This is a genomic window from Pseudomonas sp. GW821-FHT09C09, from assembly GCF_059418105.1.
In genome coordinates, this window is the sequence record NZ_JBWKPF010000004.1 from 283625 (window position 1) to 304480 (window position 20856).

Below are 20856 nucleotides of genomic sequence, written 5' to 3' on the forward strand. Positions count from 1 at the left end.
GAAGCCTTTGCCCGGAAATTTCACTCTGACTCGTCCCGCAAGTAGTCCCGCAATGCCGAAGCCGACGATTCGTCCGACGCCGTAACCGCAAAAAACCTGACAACCTTGCAGCGCAAGACATCGGCGGGAAACGCCTCGAACAACGCCGGCTGCTCCTCGCTCAACCACTGCAAGGCGTTGTTGATCCGGGCATCACCACCGAATTGCGCCAACAGCTTTTCCGGCACCGACCACCAAGGAAACTCCCGCCCCGAGACCCGCGCCCTGCCCCTGATCTCGACAGCCTGACCGTTGATCAAGCCTCGCGTGAGGACCGGCAGCAATTGCCCGGCATCCACCTCGGAAGACTCAAGGATCGGCAACAAAAACCGCCCATCCCAGAACCGGAAAAACACCGCTTTCCCGTCCGGCATCAGCACCTGCGTCAAACTCCTGAAATGTTCGACCACCGCCTCAAGCCCCGCCGAAGAGACCGCCAGCCAGCCCCAGTCGCGGGATTCGGTGGTCGCGACCCAATCCAGAAACTCACTGCCCGCGTCGACGATTCCCACGTAGGGCATCACCGCATCCCACTCGGCATAAATCGTTTCCGTCCAGACCGGTTTCGACATCTGCGCATTCGACGGCCAGGCTTTCAGCGGCTCTACGGCACTGGCGCTGCTGAAAATCGCGAACAACTGCTCCGTCGCTTTCAGCGGTTCATCCTTCAACCATTGATCAGGCTGCACAGACACCCTCCTTGCAGCGCTCGCATTCTTCGCAGAACGGCGCATCTCCTTTAAGGCTCATGATTTGTGCAGCGGTCAGAATCGCTGCCGGTGCCGCCGTCAGTTTTTCCGGCAATCCCGGCACGGTCGGCGCGGCGCTCATCGCCGCCATCGGCGCACCTCCCACCACAATCGGCACGCTGCTGAAGATCCCGCCGGGGCCGATGTTAATCCACTGCCCGCCCGCCTGAATCGTCGCGCTCGCCCCGCCGTCGATCACCACTTGCTGGCCGGCGCTGACGTGGAATTGGGCACTGGCGTTGATCGCCTGACTGCTCACCCGAATATGCCTGTCGCCGGTCACCGTGAGGTGGTCGTCCTGCTTCACTTCGGTCTGGCGCTGGCCGTGAGTGATGCGCTGCTCATCGGCTTTCAGTTCATGTTTGGCGAGGCCAGTGACGACAACACTGCGCTGGTTATCCACCTGCACCTGCTGATCATTCAACACATGTTGCGTCCAGTTTCGCTGGGCGCGCAGGTAGATTTCCTCGGCGCCTTTGCGATCTTCGATGCGCAGTTCGTTGTAGCCGCCGCCACCGGGACTACTCTGGCTGCGGAAAATGCTGCGGGTCTTGTCGGCCGGTAGATCCAGCGGCACCGGCGTCGCGGCGTTCGGCAGGCAACCCATGACCAGCGGTTTGTCGGCGTCGGAATCGATGAACCCCACCAGTACTTCCATGCCGACCCGTGGAATCAGCACGCTGCCATAACGGTCGTGGGCCCAACCGCTGGCGACCCGCAGCCAGCAACTGGAATGCTCGTTGAGTTCACCGTCGCGATCCCACGCCAGTTGCACCTTGACCCGGCCGTACTCGTCGCAATGGATTTCACTGTCTTTCGGGCCGGTAACCACGGCCGGTTGATAACCAAGCATCCGTGGTTTTTCCGGGCCCATCGGCGGGCGGAAGAACACGCCCCACGGCGTCGCAAGAAAGGTATTACGGTAACCCTGGAATTCGTCGCCATCGCTGGTGACCGATTCCTCCAGCACTTGCGGCTGCCGGCCATGGTGCTCGACGGTGGTCAGCAGCCAGAGGTCATTCAAGTCTTGGCGTGGATGCTCGGTCAGTTGCAGGAAATGTCCGCTGACCAAGGCAGATTGATCGCTGCGACCCTCAGCCTGACGGTAGTCGGCGACATGTCGCTCAAGGGTGCGCTGAGCCAGTTGCTTGCCGGTTTCACGTTCGGTGAACTGGCCGGGAAAGTGATAATCCTCCAGCACCGGGCGCTGTTCGCTTTCGGCGCGACTTTGCAGCGCCAGCCGGGGTTTGGTGAAGTCGTAATCACGCCGGGTGACTACGCTGGTGCGGGTTTCAACACGTACCGTGAAGCGCTTGATCGCCGGGGCCGCCGCAGCCATGCCGCTGCCTGGGAGGTACAGCGTCGGTTCGGCCAGACGCGGGAACACCGTTTGATCGTCGCCGAACACGAGTAGATGCCCATCGGGACTGTGCTGGAAATGGAAATGAATGCCGACTTCGGCACACAGGCGCTGAATGAATGCCAGATCGCTCTCGGCGTACTGCACGCAATATTCACGCGGCGGGTAATCGCTACCGACGCGAAACTCGAAGGCATCGCGCAGGATCGCGTGATCCTTGAGGATCTGCGTCACGATCTGCGGCACGCTTTGGTGCTGAAAGATCCGCTGATTGATCCGGTGGCCGAGATAAGCCAGACGCGGAACGAGGCTGACGTGATAGCGGGTCAGACGCTTGCCGGAATCCCCCTGCCCGACCCGATAGATCTGACCGTGAATACCGGAACCGTCTTCATCAAAACTCAGAAACGCCTGACAGTGCAGCAGGCTTTCAAGATCCAGATCCGGCCGCTCGCTGACCAGCTCCAGGTCGAAGCGAAAGGGTTGGCTGATGGCTTCCCTGCCCGTGAACTCAAGGACTTTGAGGTCAAACTGGGCGCCTTCGACGGTCAACGTGAAACGTGGTTGATTGGCAGGCGCGAACATCCGATGTCTCTCTGCAGATTGAGGGCGGGCGATTCTGCATGAGGGGCAAGGGGTGAAGGCCAGGTGACCGGAAAATCAGATTTTCCCTACTTGAAACTTCGATCTCCCCTTCAAGAATCGGCGCCTTCAACTACAGACATTTCCTTCCACAACATCACCAATCCCTGCGGGAGCGAGCTTGCTCGCGAATGCGGTGTGTCAGAAAAACAGATTTGAATGACAGGACGCCTTCGCGAGCAAGCTCGCTCCCACAGGGTTTCTCGGTGTTTTCAAAGAACTTGCAGGCAATAAAAAACGGCCCGTTTCCTGGCAGGAAACGGGCCGTTCTTTTGTGAGCCTCAGCTCATTCCCATCACTTGTTCAGATGGAAGTCCTTCTCGGCCGCTTCGAAGCGCTGAACCATGCCGGTGCTTGGCTGGCCCATCAGGCTGACCAGGTAGATGGCCAGGCTGGCGAAGATGAAGCCCGGGATGATTTCGTACAGGCCCAGCACTTCAAAGTGCTTCCACACGATCACGGTGATCGCGCCGACCAGGATGCCGGCCAGTGCGCCGTCGCGGGTCATTTTCTTCCAGATCACCGAAATCAGCACGACCGGACCGAAGGCTGCGCCGAAACCGGCCCAGGCGTAGGACACCAGACCCAGCACGCGGTTGTCCGGGTTGGCAGCCATCGCGATGGCGATCAGTGCAACCAGCAGCACCATGGCACGACCGACCCATACCAGCTCGACTTGCGAGGCGGATTTACGCAGGAAAGTCTTGTAGAAGTCTTCGGTCAGGGCGCTCGAGCACACCAGCAACTGGCAGCTCAGGGTGCTCATCACGGCAGCCAGGATGGCCGACAGCAGGACACCGGCAATCCACGGGTTGAAGAGGATTTTCGCCAGCTCGATGAACACACGTTCGTGGTTCTCGGTCACGGGCATTGCCACGTCCGGGTTGGCCGAGAAGTAAGCGATACCGAAGAAGCCCACGGCCACGGTGCCGCCCAGGCACAGGATCATCCAGGTCATGGAGATGCGACGGGCGTTGGCGATGGATTTCACCGAGTCAGCGGCCATGAAGCGCGCCAGGATGTGCGGCTGGCCGAAGTAGCCCAGGCCCCAGCCCATCAGCGAGATAATGCCGATGAAAGTGGTGCCCTTGAGCATGTCAAAGTTGCTCGGATCATTGGCTTCGATGGCCAGGAACGTGGTGTCCACGCCACCGGTAGCCAGCAGAACGATAATCGGCGTCAGGATCAGGGCGAAAATCATCAGGGTGGCTTGTACGGTATCGGTCCAGCTCACCGCGAGGAAACCGCCGACGAAGGTGTAGGCAATCGTCGCCGCAGCACCGGCCCACAGCGCGGTCTCGTAGGACATGCCGAAAGTGCTTTCAAACAGACGGGCGCCGGCCACGATGCCGGAAGCGCAGTAGATGGTGAAGAACACCAGAATCACCACCGCCGAAATGATCCGCAGCAGGCCGCTTTTGTCTTCGAAACGGCTGGCGAAGTAGTCCGGCAGGGTCAGGGCATCGCCGTTGTGCTCGGTTTGAACACGCAGACGGCCGGCGACGAACAGCCAGTTCAGGTAGGCACCGACGATCAGGCCGATGGCGATCCAGCTTTCGGAAAGACCGGACATGTAGATGGCGCCCGGCAGGCCCATCAGCAACCAGCCGCTCATGTCGGAAGCGCCGGCGGACAATGCGGTCACCACGCTGCCCAGGCTGCGGCCGCCCAGAATGTAGTCGGAAAGGTTGTTGGTGGAGCGATAGGCCATGAAGCCGATCAGCACCATTGCTGCGATGTAGATCACGAACGTGATCAGGGTTGGATTGCTTGCGCTCATTACGTACGTGCCCTGGCTTTGTTTTTATGTAGCGGCGGCGGTTGCACCGTTTGCAGACTGACGTCTGACAGACGATTCGCACGGCCGCGCATTTATGACCAATGTTTCCCCAGGAAAGCCATTGGCCGGCACACCGGGTTATCCCGGTTGCACCTTGGGCGCGAATCCTATGCAACAAAGCAAAACAGGTGCAACCAGTTTCTTGAGAATTAGTTGCACCTACGTCGTTTTTTCGCCTGCAAACCGCCGATTTTGCACCATTGCGGCGCAGTCACACCCCGCCATCTGCCTTGAAAGCACCTATCTAGAGCGATCATCGCGAAGCAGAAATTTATTCCTGACAAGCTGCCGAATATTCCGACAAAAAAAGGGTTGCACCCGGTTGCACCTCTGCAAGCTCACGGCTAATCTTGCCGCCAGCTGTTGTCGCGCAACTGCGGCACCTATGAGGATAAAAATATGGCTACCACCACCCTTGGGGTCAAACTTGACGACCCGACCCGCGAGCGCCTGAAGGCCGCCGCAACCTCGATTGATCGCACGCCGCACTGGCTGATCAAGCAGGCAATTTTCAATTACCTGGAAAAACTCGAGGGTGGTGCAACCCTGACCGAGCTGAACGGTTTGACCGCCAAGGACGCCGACGACGCGGGCGAAGTCCACACCGATCACGCTCACCAATGTTTCCTTGAATTCGCCGAAAGCATCCTGCCGCAATCGGTGCTGCGCGCCTCAATCACCGCCGCTTACCGCCGCCCTGAGCCGGAAGTCGTGCCAATGCTGATCGAGCAGGCTCGCCTGCCGGCACCGATGGCCGAAGCCACCAACAAACTTGCCGCGTCCATCGCGGAAAAACTGCGTAACCAGAAGAGTGCCGGCGGTCGTGCAGGCATTGTTCAGGGCCTGCTGCAGGAATTTTCCCTGTCGTCCCAGGAAGGCGTGGCGCTGATGTGCCTGGCCGAAGCGCTGCTGCGCATCCCGGACAAGGGCACTCGCGATGCGCTGATCCGCGACAAGATCAGCACCGGCAACTGGCAGCCGCACTTGGGTAACAGCCCGTCGCTGTTCGTCAACGCGGCAACCTGGGGTCTGCTGCTGACCGGCAAACTGGTGTCGACCCACAACGAAGCCGGCCTGACTTCGTCCCTGAGCCGCATCATCGGCAAGAGCGGCGAGCCGATGATCCGCAAGGGCGTCGACATGGCCATGCGCCTGATGGGCGAGCAGTTCGTGACCGGCGAAACCATCGCCGAAGCCCTGGCCAACGCGAGCAAGTTCGAAGCCAAGGGCTTCCGTTATTCCTACGACATGCTCGGTGAAGCGGCACTGACCGAACACGACGCCCAGAAGTACCTGGCCTCGTACGAACAAGCCATTCACTCGATCGGCAAAGCGTCCCACGGCCGTGGGATTTATGAAGGCCCGGGCATCTCGATCAAGCTGTCGGCCCTGCACCCGCGTTACAGCCGCGCCCAGTACGAGCGCGTGATGGACGAGCTGTACCCGCGCCTGCTGTCGCTGACCCTGCTGGCCAAGCAATACGACATCGGCCTGAACATCGACGCCGAAGAAGCCGACCGCCTGGAGCTGTCGCTGGATCTGCTCGAGCGCCTGTGCTTCGAGCCGCAACTGACCGGCTGGAACGGCATCGGTTTCGTGATCCAGGCTTACCAGAAGCGTTGCCCGTACGTGATCGATTACGTGATCGACCTGGCTCGCCGCAGCCGTCATCGCCTGATGATCCGTCTGGTGAAAGGCGCGTACTGGGACAGCGAAATCAAGCGCGCCCAGGTCGAAGGCCTGGAAGGCTATCCGGTCTACACCCGCAAGGTGTACACCGACGTTTCCTACATCGCCTGCGCACGCAAACTGCTGTCGGTACCGGAAGTCATCTACCCGCAGTTCGCTACGCATAACGCCCACACCCTGTCGGCGATTTATCACATTGCCGGTCAGAACTATTACCCGGGCCAGTACGAATTCCAGTGCCTGCACGGCATGGGCGAACCGTTGTACGAGCAGGTTGTAGGCAAGGTTTCCGAAGGCAAGCTGAACCGTCCGTGCCGCGTGTACGCCCCGGTCGGCACCCACGAAACCCTGCTGGCGTACCTCGTGCGTCGTCTGCTGGAAAACGGCGCCAACACCTCGTTCGTCAACCGTATCGCCGACCAGTCGATTTCGATTCAGGAACTGGTGGCCGATCCCGTTGCGCAGATCGAGCAGATGGCAACCGTAGAAGGCGGTTTCGGCCTGCCGCACCCGCGCATTCCGCTGCCGCGTGACCTGTACGGTTCCGAGCGCGCCAACTCCAGCGGCATCGACATGGCCAACGAACATCGTCTGGCATCGCTGTCCTGCGCCCTGCTGGCGACCGCACACAACAACTGGAAAGCCGCGCCGATGCTCGGTTGCGCCTCCAGCAACGAAGCGCCGGCCCCAGTGCTGAATCCGTCGGACTTGCGAGACGTGGTCGGCCACGTGCAGGAAGCCACGGTTGAAGACGTCGACAACGCCATTCAATGCGCCCTGAACGCCGCCCCGATCTGGCAGGCCACCCCGCCAGCCGAGCGTGCCGCGATTCTGGAACGCGCCGCTGACTTGATGGAAGGCGAAATCCAGCCGCTGATGGGCCTGCTGGCCCGCGAAGCCGGCAAGACCTTCGCCAACGCCATCGCCGAAGTCCGCGAAGCCGTCGACTTCCTGCGTTATTACGCGGTGCAGGCACGCAACGATTTCAGCAACGACGCCCACCGCCCATTGGGCCCGGTGGTCTGCATCAGCCCGTGGAACTTCCCGCTGGCAATTTTCAGCGGTCAGGTTGCCGCCGCACTGGCCGCCGGTAACCCGGTGCTGGCCAAACCGGCCGAACAGACTCCACTGGTCGCCGCACAAGCCGTACGCCTGCTGCTCGAAGCCGGGATTCCGGAAGGCGTGCTGCAACTGCTGCCGGGTCGCGGTGAAACCGTTGGTGCCGGCCTGGTGGGTGATGAGCGCGTCAAAGGTGTGATGTTCACCGGTTCCACCGAAGTCGCGCGCCTGCTGCAACGTAACATCGCCGGTCGCCTCGACAACCAGGGCCGTCCGATTCCGCTGATCGCCGAAACCGGCGGCCAGAACGCGATGATCGTCGACTCTTCGGCACTGACCGAACAAGTGGTGATCGACGTGGTGTCGTCGGCGTTCGACAGCGCCGGTCAGCGTTGCTCGGCCCTGCGCGTTCTGTGCCTGCAGGAAGATTCCGCTGATCGCGTCATCGAAATGCTGAAAGGCGCGATGGCTGAAAGCCGTCTCGGCAATCCGGAGCGTCTGTCCGTGGACATCGGCCCGGTGATCGACGCCGAAGCCAAGGCTGGCATCGAGAAACACATCCAGGGCATGCGCGACAAAGGTCGCAACGTGTACCAGGTGGCCATCGCCGATGCCGAGGAAGTCAAACGCGGCACCTTCGTCATGCCGACCCTGATCGAACTGGAAAGCTTCGACGAGCTGCAACGCGAGATCTTCGGCCCGGTGCTGCACGTGGTGCGCTACAAGCGTAAAGAGATCGACCAGTTGATCGCCCAGATCAACGCCTCCGGTTACGGCCTGACCCTCGGCGTGCACACTCGCATCGACGAGACCATCGCCAAGGTGATCGACAACGTCAACGCCGGTAACGTCTACGTCAACCGCAACATTGTGGGTGCCGTGGTCGGCGTCCAGCCGTTCGGTGGCGAAGGCCTGTCGGGTACCGGTCCGAAGGCCGGTGGCCCGCTGTACCTGTACCGTCTGCTGTCGACCCGCCCTACTGACGCGATCGAACAATCCTTCGCTCGCGGTGATGCTGCCGTAGCACCGGACGTTCGTCTGCGCGATGCCCTGAGCAAACCGCTGGTCGCCCTGAAGGCCTGGGCCGACAGCAACAAGTTCGCCGACCTGAGCACCCTGTGTGTGCAGTATGCAGCCCAGTCGCAAAGCGGTATCACCCGCGTACTGGCCGGCCCGACCGGCGAGAAGAACAGCTACGCGATCCTGCCGCGTGAGCATGTGCTGTGCCTGGCGGACATCGAAGGTGATCTGCTGACCCAACTCGCAGCGGTACTGGCAGTGGGCGGTTCGGCGGTCTGGCCGGAATCCGACACCAGCAAGGCATTGTTCGCACGCCTGCCGAAGGAGATTCAGACGCGGATCAAACTGGTTTCCGACTGGAACAAGGACGATGTGGTGTTCGATGCGGTTCTGCATCACGGCCATTCCGACCAATTGCGTGCGGTCTGCCAGCAGATCGCCAAACGTGCCGGTGCCATCGTTGGGGTTCAGGGCCTGTCCCAGGGCGAGACCAACATTGCGCTGGAGCGCCTGGTGATCGAGCGCGCATTGAGCGTCAACACCGCAGCAGCGGGCGGTAACGCCAGCCTGATGACCATCGGTTAATCAGCGACTCTGCCAGCCACATAAAAATGGGCGCCCTCACCGGCGCCCATTTTTTTGGCCTCTCCATCACCGTTATCAATCTTCCTGTTCAGCCTTTATTCGTACGCCTAGACTCGGTCCATTCCAAAAAAAGGTAGGCCGCCATGTCCGAGACGCTGCTCAGTTCCCGCAATCTGGCTTTCGAGCTGTACGAAGTCCTCGATGCCGAGGGCCTGACCCGGCGCGAGCGGTTTGCCGAGCACAACCGCGAAACCTTCGATGCCGCCATCGGCACGGCGCGCAACATCGCCGAGAAGTACTTCGCACCGCACAACCGCAAGGGCGACGAGAACGAGCCGCGCTACGAGTACGGTCAGGCGATTCTGATTCCCGAGGTGAAACCGGCGGTGGATGCCTTCCTCGAAGCCGGATTCCTCAACGCCGCGCGCAGTTTCGACGCTGGCGGCATGCAACTTCCTACACTGCTGTCCCAGGCCTGCTTCGCCCACTTTCAGTCGGCCAACGCGGCGTCGACCTCGTACCCTTTCCTGACCATGGGCGCGGCCAACCTGATCGAAAGCTTCGGCACTGAAGAGCAGAAACAACGCTTCCTGCAACCGATGATCGACGGTCGCTTCTTCGGCACCATGGCCCTGACCGAACCCCATGCCGGTTCGTCGCTGTCGGATATTCGTACCCGCGCCGAGCCGGCGTCCGACGGCACTTATCGTCTCAAGGGCAACAAGATCTTCATCTCCGGCGGCGACCACCCGCTCTCGGAAAACATTGTGCACATGGTGCTGGCCAAGCTGCCGGACGCGCCGGCCGGGGTGAAGGGGATTTCGCTGTTTATCGTGCCAAAGTTTCTGGTCAACGATGACGGCAGTCTGGGCAAGCGCAACGACGTGCTGCTGGCCGGGCTGTTCCACAAGATGGGCTGGCGCGGCACGACGTCCACGGCGCTGAACTTCGGTGATAACGGTGAGTGCGTCGGCTATCTGGTAGGAAAGCCGCATCATGGCTTGAGCTACATGTTCCAGATGATGAACGAGGCACGGATCGGCGTCGGCATGGGCGCGGTGATGCTCGGTTACGCCGGTTACCTGTATTCACTGGAATACGCCCGCGAACGGCCACAGGGCCGGGTGCCGGACAGCAAGGACCCGACGACGGCGCCGGTGGCGATCATCCAGCACGCGGATGTCAGACGCATGCTGCTGACGCAGAAATCCTACGTTGAAGGGGCATTCGATCTGGGCCTGTATGCGGCGCGGCTCTTCGATGACACCACCACGCTGGAAACCGAAGCCGAGCGCAAACAGGCTCATGAACTGCTGGATTTGCTGACGCCGATCGTCAAATCCTGGCCATCGGAGTTCTGCCTCAAGGCCAACGAACTGGCGATCCAGATTCTCGGCGGCCACGGCTACACCCGCGAATACCCGGTGGAGCAGTACTACCGCGACAACCGCCTGAACCCGATCCACGAAGGCACCCACGGCATTCAATCGCTGGACTTGCTGGGACGCAAACTGGCGCAGAACGGTGGCGCCGGGCTCAAGCAGCTGATTCGCCTGATTGCCGACACCGCCGAACGCGCGGTGGCGTACGAATCGTTGACCGCACTGCGTGAGCCGCTGGAGAAACTGGTGGCGCGCCTGCAGAGCGTGACCATCGGTCTGCTGACCGATCTGGCTCAGGGCAAGGTCAACAGCAGCCTGGCGAATTCGGCGCTGTACCTGAAGGTGTTCGGGCACACGGTGATTGGCTGGCGCTGGCTGGAGCAGGCGATTCGGGCCGAGGAAGGGTTGGCCAAGGGGAATGCGGCGGATGCCGACTTCTATAAGGGCAAGTTGCAGGCGGCGCGGTATTTTCTGACGTGGGAAGTGCCGGGGTGTCAGCATGAGCTGGCGTTGCTGGAGGTGCGGGATGATACGTGTCTGGCAATGCAGGATGCGTGGTTCTGATCCGGATTATGTGTCGCTTCTGATGCCGTCTTCGCGGGCAAGCCCGCTCCCACAGGGTTCTGCGGTGTTCACACATTATGTGAATCCGCCGCAATACCTGTGGGAGCGGGCTTGCCCGCGAAAGGGCCGGAACTGACGACACATCAGCTCAACTTGAACCCCCCCATCTGCCGCGCCAGATCATCCGCCAACCGCTGTAACATCTGACAATCCTCACGACAGGCCCGAACCTCCCCCGCCGTCGCCCGGGCCAGATCGGAAATCCCCTGCACGTTGCGGTTGATCTCCTCGGTCACCGCCGACTGCTCTTCAGTCGCCGTCGCCACCTGATGGTTCATGTCGCTGATGCGCTCGACTTGCCCGGTAATCGCGGTCAAAGACGCACCCGTACGCTGGCTCGACTCTACGCCGGTGCCGGTTGCCGCCTGTCCCGTGCGCATTGAAGACACGGCATTCTCCGCCCCCTGCTTGAGGCTGCCGATCATCTGCTGGATCTCGTCGGTAGACGCCTGGGTCCGGCGCGCCAGCGTCCGCACTTCATCCGCCACTACCGCAAAACCACGCCCCATGTCGCCGGCCCGCGCTGCTTCGATGGCCGCATTCAGCGCCAACAGATTGGTCTGCTCGGACACCCCGCGAATCACCGCCAACACCTGATCGATCGACGCCACCTGATGCGCCAGCTCACCCACCGCGCCGGCCGCGACGCCGATTTCATCGGACATGCTTTCTATATGGCGAATCGAGCCGCCAACCACTTCCCGCGCCTGCATCGCTTCATCACGGGCAGTTTGCGAGGCGAGCGCAGCATTGCCGGCGTTCTGGGCGATTTCCTGCACGGTCAGGCCCATTTCGTGGACAGCGGTGGCGACCATGTCGGTCATTTCCTGCTGGCGGCCGGAGCGCTCGGCGGTGTTATCCACAACCCTGGCCACCTGGCCGACGGCGACACGCAGACGCTCGCTGGTGGTCAGCACTTCGCCGATCATCCCGCGCTGGCTGTCGAGGAAACGGTTGAAGCCCCGAGCGAGGTCGCCCAGTTCATCGGCGCGGCTGGAATCTAACCGATGGGTCAAATCTCCACCACCGCTACCGATTGCTACCAGTGCGGCTGTTACCTGACGAATCGGTCGCACCAACCCCTGGGCCAGCCAGATCACCAGCGCCAGGCAAACCAGCGCCACCGCCAGACCGATACCACTGCTCATCCACATCGCCCGCCGGGCTTCGGCGTAGATCTGCGACTGCGGCACTTCGGCCACCAGAGTCCAGCCAAGGTCGCGCAAAGGCAGACTGAAGGCGAGGAAGTCTTCGCCGTCGCGCTGGAAGCTGCTGTTGGTCGCCACTTTGTGGCCCATGACCGCTTGCGCCGCGTTGGCGCCGATCTGCTCCGCGAGGGTGCGCTTGCCGCTGAACTGTGCCTCGGGATGGACCTGGATCAGACCGTCGGAACGCACGAGATAGACCTTCCCGCGCTCACCGAAACTGAAGTTGTGGATCAGCTCCGACAGCTCTTTCATGCTCAATCCGAGCCCCGCAACGCCGACCACTTTGCCGGCCTGCTCGACCTTCAAATCGATGAACAGCGCCAGCTCTCCGGTGGCCCCGTCGTTGTCGATGTTCAGGGTTCGCGGCTGGTTGCTGTCGAGGAAAGAGTAGAACCAGGCATCGGCCGGTTTGGATCGGCTGAGGGTGCGATCCAGGCCTTTTTCGGTGATGTAGTGATTGGATTCGGTGCCGATGATCAGCGCCGTGAAAGCCTTGTGTTCGGCGCGGATGCCTTCCAGATACTGGGCAAAGCCCGCCGTTTTGCCGGAGTCTTCACCAGTGGCCAGCCAGTCGCGGACCATCGTATTGCTGGCGATGTCCTTGGCGGCAGTGAGGGGTTGAACGAGGATTCGTTCGATGTCGTTGCGCGTCGCTTCGATGCTCGACGGCAACGCCTGTTCGACCAGATAGCTCTGGGCGAGGCGGTTGACCACCAGGGTATAAATGCCAACCACAATCAGGATGCTGACCAGCAGAGCGGTGCCCATGCCGAGGATCAGCTGCCATTGAATACTGCGACGCCAGAACTGCATGGAGCACCCCCAAAGAATAAGAGGCTGAAACACTGCAACAGCCGTGCCGATTGTATACAACGCAATCGACAATCTTATTCTTTGGTTGTGCGCAACCCCATCAACCCTGATTGATGGTCTTGGCGATGGTCTCGACCGTGGCGCTGACTTGCTCTTGGTAACGCTCGAGTTCTTCCTGATGCTGCTTCTTCATTTCAATCTGCTGCGAGCACAGATTCATCGCCGCCAGCACCAGCAGGCGGTCACCGATCAGGGTCGGGTATTTGCGCTTGGTGTCGGCCAGCGCAGCCTTGAGCATCAATGCAGCGTCCAGCAGGGTCTGTTCTTCCCCGGCCGGTGCCTTGATCGAATAGTCCTCCCCCATGATGGAGATGACTTTTACCCCTGCTGTGCCGTGGTTCATGCGCTGACAGGACCTGCGTTGACGCGATCAACCAGGGCCTGGATGCGTGCGGCGGTGGCACCGTGCTTTTCTTCCTGTTCCATCAGGCTCAGTTGCAGGCTCTCGTTTTCATCCTTGGCCTGGGCCAGTTCCGTGGACAGGGTCTGGTTGGTTTCCGACAGGGTCTGGTTCTGTTGCACCAGGTCGCTGACGAGCTGTTCCAATTGGCTGAGGGATGCTTCCAACATTTTGATATTCCAGGGCTTTTTCAAAGGGCGCGTACGATAAAGAAAAGTCGTCGTGGATGCCAGGATTAAACCGGCGCAAAGCCTTGATTTTCCTGGCAGTCGACCATTCCTGCGAGTGTTAGAGACTGTGATCTGCCGATCTGGTTCCTGCACTTCGTCGCCCGACCCCTTATGCGACAAATACGCGCACCGCCTCAAGACTTTAGTCGTATGACCGATAAGTCATCCAACAGCAGTCTCAGCCCGCATGGATGCGGCCCTTCCCTGGTAATCGCACCATGTCCCTTCGCAATATGAATATCGCCCCCCGGGCGTTCACCGGTTTCGCCCTGATCGGCGGCCTGATGCTGATTCTCGGCGTGTTCGCCCTGAACCAGATGAGCAAGATCCGCGGCGCCGCCGAAAACATCACCACCACCAGCGTGCCGAGCATCAAGAACCTCGACGAGTTCACCCAGCTGACCCTGCGTCTGCGGGTGCTGTCGTACCGCTTGCTGGTGAACCGCGAGCCGGACGTCCAGCAGAAGACTGTCGAACTGCTGGAAATGCGCAACCAGCAGATCCGCAAGGCCCAGACCGATTACGAGCCATTGATCGGCAGCCCGGCCGAGCGTGCGGCCTATGACCAATACGTGCAGTTGCTGGGCCAGTACCGCCAGATCGAAGACCGGATGAAAACCCTGTCGCGCAACAATCAGGTGGATGAGCTGCGCAACCTGCTGAACACCGAATTGCTGAACAACTCCGAAGCAATGAACACCGTGCTCAACCGCCTGATGCAAATCAACGGCGAGCAGATCAGCCAGACCAACCAGCAAGCCGCCGAGCAGTTTTCTTCGGCCTTCAGTCTGGTGGTGACGCTGCTGGTGATCGCGACCGGCCTGACGTTCCTGTTCGCCTGGCTGCTGACCCTGAGCATCACCAAGCCGATTTCCAAAGCGCTGGACGCGGCGGAAACCATCGCCGAAGGCAACCTGACCCAGCCGATCCACGTCGACGGCACCGATGAAGCCGGGCGCCTGCTGGCGGCCATGGCCAAGATGCAATCGAAGCTGCGCGACACCCTGCAGCGAATTTCCGGCTCGGCTACGCAACTTGCATCTGCAGCCGAAGAGCTGAACAGCGTCACCGACGAAAGCGCCCGTGGCCTGACCCAGCAGAACAACGAAATCGAGCAGGCCGCCACCGCGGTCAACGAGATGACCAGCGCCGTGGAAGAAGTTGCACGCAACGCGGTCAGCACCTCGGAAGCCTCGAAGAACGCCACCACTTCCGCCGGCGACGGTCGTGATCTGGTGCAGGAAACCGTCAGCGCCATCGAACGCATGAGCGCCGACGTGCAGAGCACCGCGACCCTGATCGGTGATCTGGCCAACGAATCCCGTGACATCGGCAAGGTGCTGGACGTGATCCGTGGCCTGGCCGACCAGACCAACCTGCTGGCACTCAACGCCGCCATCGAAGCGGCCCGTGCCGGTGAAGCCGGTCGTGGCTTTGCCGTGGTGGCCGACGAAGTCCGTGCTTTGGCGCACCGCACCCAGCAGTCGACCAGCGAAATCGAGCGCATGATCGGCAGCATCCAGAGCGGCACCGAACACGCCGTGGATTCGATGCGCAACAGCACCGAGCGCGCCGAATCGACCCTGAACATCGCCCGTGGCGCCGGCCTGTCGCTGGACACCATCAATACCGCCATTGTCGAAATCAACGAGCGCAACCTGGTGATCGCCAGCGCTGCCGAAGAACAGGCGCAGGTTGCACGTGAAGTGGATCGCAACCTGGTGAACATCCGCGATCTGTCGGTGCAATCGGCGACCGGCGCGAATCAGACCAGTGCGGCGAGCAACGAGCTGTCGCGCCTGGCGCTGGATCTGAACAATATGGTTGGGCGGTTCAGCCTCTAACCCTGCGCAAGACTGATCGTTCCCACGCCCGTGGGGACGATCTTTCACCTCGCTGAAAAACCTTTTTGACAGCATCACATTTCAACAGGTTAGAATCGCTGGCACGCAGACTGCATGGTCAGTTTGTGCCCGTCTTTCCGCTTCTGGAGTACTGCCTTTGAATGCGACGACCATCAACAGCCTGTTCTTGATCGGCGCGTTGCTGGTAGGTGCGAGCATTCTTGTCAGCTCCCTTTCATCGCGTCTCGGCATCCCGATTCTGGTGATCATCCTCGCGGTCGGCATGACCGCCGGGGTCGATGGCGGCGGCATCATTTTCGATAACTACCCGACGGCCTATCTGGTCGGCAACCTTGCGTTGGCAGTGATCCTGCTCGACGGCGGTTTGCGCACCCGGGTGTCGAGTTTCCGCGTGGCCTTGTGGCCGGCCTTGTCGCTGGCCACGGTCGGTGTGCTGATAACAACCGGTCTCACCGGTATGGCCGCCGCGTGGCTGTTCGACCTGAATCTGATCCAGGGCCTGCTGATCGGCGCCATCGTCGGCTCCACGGACGCCGCGGCGGTGTTCTCGCTGCTGGGCGGCAAAGGCCTGAACGAGCGGGTGACCGCCAGTCTGGAAATCGAATCCGGCAGCAACGACCCGATGGCGGTGTTCCTCACCGTGACCCTGATCGACATGCTCGCCAGCGGCCAGACCGGCCTGCACTGGAGCCTGCTGACCCACCTGATCCGCGAGTTCGGCATCGGTGGCGTGATCGGCCTCGGCGGCGGCTGGCTGATGCTGCAACTGGTCAACCGGATCAACCTCGCCACCGGCCTCTATCCGATTCTGGTGATCGCCGGCGGTCTGGTGGTGTTTGCCCTGACCAACGCCCTGCACGGCAGCGGCTTCCTTGCCGTTTACCTGTGCGGCCTGGTGATCGGCAACCGCCCGGTGCGCAGCCGCCACGGCATCCTGCACATGCTCGACGGCATGGCGTGGCTGGCACAGATCGGCATGTTCCTGGTGCTGGGTTTGCTGGTCACTCCGCATGACTTGCTGCCGATTGCCCTGCCTGCTCTGGGCCTGGCGCTTTGGATGATTCTGTTCGCGCGACCGCTGTCGGTAGTGGTCGGACTGCTGCCGTTCAAGGCCTTCCATGGTCGCGAAAAGGCCTTCATTTCCTGGGTCGGCCTGCGTGGCGCGGTACCGATCATTCTGGCGGTGTTCCCGCTGATGGCCGGGCTGCCGAATGCGCAGCTGTACTTCAACCTGGCGTTCTTCATCGTGCTGGTGTCACTGCTGGTGCAGGGCACGAGCCTGCCGTGGGTGGCCAGACTGCTCAAGGTGACGGTGCCGCCGGAACCTGCGCCGATCTCACGCTCGGCCCTGGAAGTGCACATCACCAGCGAGTGGGAGCTGTTCGTGTACAAGCTCGGCGCGGAAAAATGGTGCATCGGTTCCCCCCTGCGCGAGCTGAAAATGCCCGAAGGCACCCGTATCGCTGCCCTGTTTCGCGGCCAGCAACTGCTCCATCCGTCGGGTAGTACGGTGCTGGAAGTCGATGATTTGCTGTGTGTTATCGGCCATGAACACAACTTGCCGGCCCTCGGAAAACTGTTCAGCCAGGCACCGCAACGGGGCCTCGATCTGCGCTTCTTCGGCGACTTCGTACTCGAAGGAGACGCCCAGCTCAAAGCGGTTGCGGCCCTTTACGGCCTGTCGGCCGACGGCATCGATCCGGACATGACCCTGGGCCACTTCATTGCCCAGAAAGTCGGCGGTGCACCGATCGTTGGCGACCAGGTGGAATGGAACAACACCCACTGGACGGTGGCGGTCATGGACGGGAACAAGATCGCCAAAGTGGGCGTCAGATTCCCCGAAGGAAGTCGCCCGGGCCCCGGGCTCTTCCTCTAAACTGCCTCCACTCTCACTTGCTTGACCGGTCTCTATGCCTACCCTGCGCTCCTTTTTCCTCGCGGCCCTGCTGGGCCTGAGTCTTACTGTCGGCCCGCTGCAGGCCGCAGAACCGCCGTCCAGCGAAGCCGTGCAGGCGAACCTGGACAAGCTCACCGACAGCAAACTGCCCGAGGCCGACAAAAAGGCCCTGCAAACGCTCCTGCAAAACACGCTGAACCAGCTCAACAACCGGCGTGACTACGATCAGAAACTGATCGACCTCAAGCAGCAACTGGCCACCGCGCCGAAACAGACCATCGAGAACACCCGCGAACTGGCACGCCTCAAGGCCACCGCCGTGGTACCGGTAGCGCAGCGCTTCACCAAAGAGAACATCCAGCAGCTGGAGCAGATCCTCACCGAGCGCTCGACCCAGCAGAGCGACCTGCAAAAAGCCCTGGCCGACGCCAACAGCCTGATCATCACCGCCCAGACCCGTCCGGAGCGCGCCCAGGCAGAAATCGCCAGCAGCCAGACCCGCATCCAGCAGATCAACAACATCCTCAAGACCGGCAAGGACAGCGGCAAGACCCTGAGTGCCGAACAACGCGACCTGCTCAACGCCGAGCTGGCAGCGCTCAATGCTCTGATCCCGTTGCGTCGCCAGGAACTGGCCGGCAACAACCAGTTGCAGGATCTGGGCAACAGCCAGCATGACCTGCTCACGGAAAAGTCCGACCGTCTGGACCACGAGATCCAGGAACTGCAGACCCTGATCAACCAGAAGCGTCTGACCCTGTCTCAGGAAACCGTGACGCAGCAATCGATAGAAGCCCAGAAGTCCGGCAGCAGCACCCTGCTCGCCACTGAAAGCGCGGCCAACCTCAAACTTTCCGACTACTTGCTCAAAAGCACTGACCGCCTCAACGAGCTGACCCAGCAGAACCTGCAGACCAAGCAGCAACTGGACAGCGTGACCCAGAGCGATTCGGCCCTCGACGAGCAGATCAACGTGCTCAAGGGCAGTCTGCTGCTGTCGAAGATTCTCTATAAGCAGAAGCAGGCGCTGCCACGACTCAAGGTCGACCGCGATCTGGCGGACCAGATCGCCGACATTCGCCTGTACCAGTTCGAAATCAACCAACAGCGCGAACAACTGAGCAATCCGGCGACTTACGTCGACACCCTGCTGTCCACCCAGCCGCCAGAGCAAGTCACACCGCAACTTCGCAAAAACCTGCTGGATCTGGCCAATACTCGCGTCGATCTGCTGGAACGGCTGAGTCGCGAACTGAGCGCGATGCTCAATGAATCGATCACCCTGCAACTGAACCAGAAACAACTGCTGAGCACCGCGCAAAGCCTGCGCGCGACCCTCGACGAGCAGATGTTCTGGATTCCCAGCAACAAGCCGCTGGACTCCGAGTGGCTGCGCGGTGTGCCGGAGCGCCTGAAACGCCAGATCGACACCTTGCCCCTGGCCTCCAGCCTCAGCGAACTGACCGACGGCCTGACCCAGCGCCCGCTGCTGTTCCTGCCGCTGGCGCTGCTGATCGGCGCCTTGCTGTGGCGGCGCAAGCAGCTGTATGCACGCCTGAACAAGGTTCACCAGGACATCGGCCACTTCAAGCGCGACAGCCAGTGGCACACGCCGCAGGCGATCCTGATCAACATCCTGCTGGCGATGCCGGTGGCGCTGGGCCTCGCGTTGTGTGGGCTGGCACTGCAAATCGACGCCCGTGGCCAGAACGCCAACATGGGCGCGGCCCTGCTGCAAATGGGTCAGGCGTGGCTGGTGTTCTACACCGCTTACCGGATCCTTGCGCCGGGCGGTGTGGCTGAACTGCACTTCCGCTGGGAGAAGCCGCAGGTCGAATTCCTGCAAGGCTGGGTGCGGCGTCTCGGCCTGGTGGTGATGGCGCTTGTGGCAGTGGTAGCGGTCGCCGAACTGCAGCCGGCGGCGCTGGCCGATGACGTCATCGGCATGCCGGTGGTGCTGACCTGCTACGCGCTGATGGCGTGGCTGCTCAGTCGCCTGCTGATCAGCAGCCCGACCCACGAAAACGCCTCGCTGTTCCGCAAGGCTGTGGGGATCATGTTCACCCTGCTGCCCATCGCGCTGTTCGTCGCGGTGTGCTTCGGCTACTACTACACCGCCTTGAAACTCAGCGACCGTTTGATCAATACCCTGTACCTGCTGATGTTCTGGCTAGTGATCGAAGCCACGTTCGTCCGTGGCCTCGCAGTCGCGGCTCGGCGCCTGGCCTACCAGCGCGCACTGGCCAAACGTCAGGCAGCGAAAGAAGCCGGCGACGGCGAAGCGGTGATCGAAGAACCGACCCTCGACATCGAGAAGGTCAACGAACAGTCCCTGCGCCTGATCCGCCTGGCCCTGCTCGGCGGTTTCATCGCCGCGCTGTACTGGGTCTGGGCCGACCTGATCACGGTGTTCTCGTACCTCGACAACATCACTCTCTACGAGTACACCAGCGGTACCGGCGCCAACATGAGCATGGTGCCGATCAGCATCGGCGACATGCTGGGCGCGCTGATCATCATCGGCATCACCTTTGCGCTCGCACGCAACTTGCCGGGCCTGCTGGAAGTGTTCGTGCTGTCGAAACTCAATCTGGCCCAGGGCAGTGCCTACGCGACCACGACGCTGCTGTCGTACGTGATCGCCGGGGTCGGCTTCGTCTCCACCCTGTCGACCCTCGGCGTGAGCTGGGACAAGCTGCAATGGCTGGTGGCGGCGCTGTCGGTCGGCCTCGGTTTCGGTATGCAGGAGATCTTCGCGAACTTCATCTCCGGCATCATGATCCTGTTCGAACGCCCGGTGCGGATCGGCGACACCATCACCATCGGCAACCTGTCGGGCACCGTGAGCAAGATCCGCATCCGCGCCACGACCATCACCGACTTCGACCGCAAGGACATCATCGTCCCGAACAAGACGTTCATCACCGGGCAACTGATCAACTGGTCGCTGACCGACACCATCACCCGGGTGACGCTGAAACTGGGCGTGGATTACGGTTCGGATCTGGATCTGGTCAAGGAACTGCTGCTCAAGGCCGCCCGGGAAAACCCGCGCGTATTGAAAGAACCCGAGCCGCACGTGTACTTCCTCAACTTCGGCGAAAGCACCCTCGACCACGAGCTGCGCATGCACGTGCGCGACCTCGGTGACCGTAACCCGGTCATCGACGAGGTCAACCGCTTCATCAACCGCGAGTTCAAGAAACAGCACATCAACATCTCGTTCCGGCAGATGGAGGTGTACCTGAAGAACCTCCACGGTCAGGAGTACAAACTGGTGCCGGTCGAAGACGACAGCAAAACCATCGTGCCTGTCAGCGGCGAGCAAAAACCGCTGCAAGAACCGCCGCCCGCCAAACTCGACTAACCGGGCTAATCCCAGCAGAATGCT

General features: G+C 61.3%; 10 protein-coding genes and 3 pseudogenes. 6 read left to right on the forward strand and 7 right to left on the reverse strand.

The window, feature by feature from the left end:
• Window positions 1–20: 20 nt before the first annotated feature.
• The 3 genes from AC07NR_RS14790 to putP all read right to left on the reverse strand — a co-directional run bounded on the left by AC07NR_RS14790 (window position 21) and on the right by putP (window position 4570).
• Window positions 21–728, reverse strand: coding sequence for a DUF4123 domain-containing protein (locus tag AC07NR_RS14790; protein WP_495078847.1), 708 nt, complete (start codon window positions 726–728; stop codon window positions 21–23).
• Window positions 718–2733: a type VI secretion system Vgr family protein gene (locus tag AC07NR_RS14795; RefSeq protein ID WP_495078848.1), complete on the reverse strand. Its 2016-nt coding sequence runs from the start codon at window positions 2731–2733 to the stop codon at window positions 718–720. The genes AC07NR_RS14790 and AC07NR_RS14795 overlap by 11 nt, the downstream gene beginning before the upstream one ends.
• Window positions 2734–3085: 352 nt before the next feature.
• Entirely contained in the window at window positions 3086–4570 is a 1485-nt protein-coding gene (putP, locus tag AC07NR_RS14800) for a sodium/proline symporter PutP (protein ID WP_495078849.1), read from the reverse strand.
• A 459-nt stretch (window positions 4571–5029) separates the two neighbouring features.
• On the opposite strand from putP, the gene putA reads away from it, so the two are divergent.
• Together putA and AC07NR_RS14810 are read left to right on the forward strand one after the other, a co-directional pair.
• Entirely contained in the window at window positions 5030–8983 is a 3954-nt protein-coding gene (putA, locus tag AC07NR_RS14805; protein ID WP_495078850.1) for a trifunctional transcriptional regulator/proline dehydrogenase/L-glutamate gamma-semialdehyde dehydrogenase, read from the forward strand.
• 143 nt (window positions 8984–9126) lie between these two features.
• Complete coding sequence (locus AC07NR_RS14810) at window positions 9127–10929, forward strand: acyl-CoA dehydrogenase (RefSeq protein WP_495078851.1); 1803 nt, start codon at window positions 9127–9129, stop codon at window positions 10927–10929.
• A 143-nt stretch (window positions 10930–11072) separates the two neighbouring features.
• On the opposite strand, the gene AC07NR_RS14815 is transcribed toward AC07NR_RS14810, so the two are convergent.
• The 4 genes and pseudogenes from AC07NR_RS14815 to AC07NR_RS14830 all read right to left on the reverse strand — a co-directional run bounded on the left by AC07NR_RS14815 (window position 11073) and on the right by AC07NR_RS14830 (window position 13640).
• Window positions 11073–11918, reverse strand: a complete 846-nt coding sequence (locus AC07NR_RS14815) for a methyl-accepting chemotaxis protein (RefSeq protein WP_427115172.1) — start codon at window positions 11916–11918, stop codon at window positions 11073–11075.
• Between the two features lie 21 nt (window positions 11919–11939).
• Window positions 11940–13010 (reverse strand): annotated as a pseudogene (locus AC07NR_RS14820) (cache domain-containing protein); the annotation flags it as partial.
• Between the two features lie 100 nt (window positions 13011–13110).
• A complete protein-coding gene (locus AC07NR_RS14825) occupies window positions 13111–13413 on the reverse strand; it encodes a cell division protein ZapA (protein WP_007952314.1) in 303 nt (100 codons plus the stop codon).
• Window positions 13410–13640, reverse strand: a complete 231-nt coding sequence (locus tag AC07NR_RS14830) for a hypothetical protein (RefSeq protein ID WP_007952320.1) — start codon at window positions 13638–13640, stop codon at window positions 13410–13412. Before AC07NR_RS14830 ends, AC07NR_RS14825 begins: the two co-directional genes overlap by 4 nt.
• Before the next feature lie 344 nt (window positions 13641–13984).
• Here AC07NR_RS14830 and AC07NR_RS14835 point away from each other — a divergent pair.
• From AC07NR_RS14835 to mscK, 4 genes and pseudogenes are all read left to right on the forward strand, one after another.
• A pseudogene (locus tag AC07NR_RS14835) lies at window positions 13985–14641 on the forward strand (MCP four helix bundle domain-containing protein); the annotation flags it as partial.
• A gap of 303 nt (window positions 14642–14944) precedes the next feature.
• Window positions 14945–15544 (forward strand): annotated as a pseudogene (locus AC07NR_RS14840) (methyl-accepting chemotaxis protein); the annotation flags it as partial.
• 157 nt (window positions 15545–15701) lie between these two features.
• Entirely contained in the window at window positions 15702–17444 is a 1743-nt protein-coding gene (locus AC07NR_RS14845) for a potassium/proton antiporter (RefSeq protein WP_065259501.1), read from the forward strand.
• Between the two features lie 34 nt (window positions 17445–17478).
• Complete coding sequence (gene mscK / locus AC07NR_RS14850; RefSeq protein WP_495078852.1) at window positions 17479–20832, forward strand: mechanosensitive channel MscK; 3354 nt, start codon at window positions 17479–17481, stop codon at window positions 20830–20832.
• The last annotated feature ends 24 nt before the right edge of the window (window positions 20833–20856 follow it).